Source organism: Promicromonospora sp. NPDC057488 (assembly GCF_042802395.1).
GTDB lineage: Bacteria > Actinomycetota > Actinomycetes > Actinomycetales > Cellulomonadaceae > Promicromonospora.
In genome coordinates this window covers 1-1,461 of record NZ_JBHVEG010000339.1, presented here as the reverse complement: position 1 = coordinate 1,461, position 1,461 = coordinate 1, and the positions used below count along the sequence as shown (strand labels likewise).

General features: G+C 72.3%; 1 protein-coding gene. It reads right to left on the bottom strand.

The annotated features are described in order from the left end of the window. Positions 1-272 precede the first annotated feature (272 nt). The gene (locus ACFU5G_RS29875; protein WP_377252781.1) at positions 273-1,361 is read right to left on the bottom strand and encodes a hypothetical protein; all 1,089 of its coding nucleotides are present in this window, start codon (positions 1,359-1,361) and stop codon (positions 273-275) included. Between the last annotated feature and the right edge of the window lie 100 nt (positions 1,362-1,461).

Here is a 1,461-nt window from a genome sequence, read left to right as displayed (position 1 = left end):
ATGTCAGATGGTCGGCAGCTCGAGCTGCCGACTACCTGACGTTCTGCCGACCGGCCGCTGTTCTACCGACCGGCTGACGTTGTGCCGACCGCGACGCCAGGGCTTGGATCGCCGTCGGCAACGCGAGGCCCGAGCGCCCGCCCCGTTGCACTCCAGCCGCGCCCTGCTCCAGGCCCGTTGTCGCCCGGCCCGGGCGCTGACCACAGCGGTTTCTGCCGCGAGCGGGCGTCGGTCGGCAGGAACTGCTGTGGTCAACACCGGGAGAGCCTCGGTCAGAAGGGAGAGTCCACGTACGTGCGGTTCAGCGGCTCCGGGATGGCGAAGTAGCTCGCCGACAGGCCCGCCGGGTCCGTCGCCAGGGCGCCTCGGCCGGGGGCGTCGTCGCCGTCGTCCCAGCCCCACGGGGCGTTCGCGGAGTTCTGCGTGTACGAGATGCCGCCGTCGCCGCAGGAGCCCGAGGTGTCGCCCGCGAACGTCCCCGCGCTCGCGAAGAGCTGGGAGTTGTCGCGCTGCGCCCACAGGCCGCCCGGCGCGTGCACGTCCACGAGGCGGTAGGACACGTCCCGGTCGTCCGGGTGCTCGGGCACCTCGGCGCGGCCGGCCGGGTAGTAGATGACGCCGTCGCCCTTGATGTCGTAGCCGGGGCGCGCCTTGAGCCCGTGGCCCTTGGCCTCCTGCGCGGTGACCGGGTGGCTCAGGCCGTCGTGCGGGCTGGTCGCCATCTGCAGGGTGCCGTCGACGGTCTCGGCGCCCGCGCCCCACGTGCTGCCCTGCGGCGTGTACGAGTAGAAGTCGCTGTGCGCCACGGTGACGGCGCCGCGCAGCACGCCGTAGGCCGAGCCGTCCTTCTGGACGGCGACCATGACGCCCTCGGCGTCGTTCTCGTGCTCGGTGTCGAAGATCGAGTCCGACCAGTCGCGCGGGTGGAAGAACATGTAGGTGACGAACCAGTGGCTGGAGGTCTCCATGACCGAGTAGTACGCGGTGGCCGCCAGCGGGTGGTTGCCGGTGTTCTCCCAGTTGTTGCGGGCGTTGAGGTCGCCGTCGAAGTCGTAGGCCGCGAGGTAGTCCGAGCGGCCGCCCAGGGCGTTGGTTCCGGTCTGGTCGACGTCCTGGTAGTGGATGGGCGCCCAGCGCTGCGCCAGGTCGGCATCGCTCACGGCCGCCACCGCGGCGGGCGCGACGGCGGGCGCAGCAGCGGCGCGCACGGGGACGGCGGGTACGGCAACGGCGGCCGCGGCGGCGCCCGCCGCCGCGAGTCCCAGGGCGACCACGGCCGCCGTCGTGCCCGCCGCGAGCGTGCGGGTGCGTCCGGAGGTCAGCGTGCGGGCAGATCGGTGCGTCAGTGCAGGTCCAGGCATGTTTCCCTCGTCTCGGTCGATCCGACAGGTCGGTGTTCGAGGGAAGACTTCACCCCCTGCGTTGCCGCAGGGCAACCGCCGCATGGCAGCGGGATGACGA

What these genes read in the sequence shown, in the direction of transcription:
- ACFU5G_RS29875 (WP_377252781.1), bottom strand. Translation starts at nt 1,361, where the DNA reads ATGCCTGGACCTGCACTGACGCACCGATCTGCCCGCACGCTGACCTCC.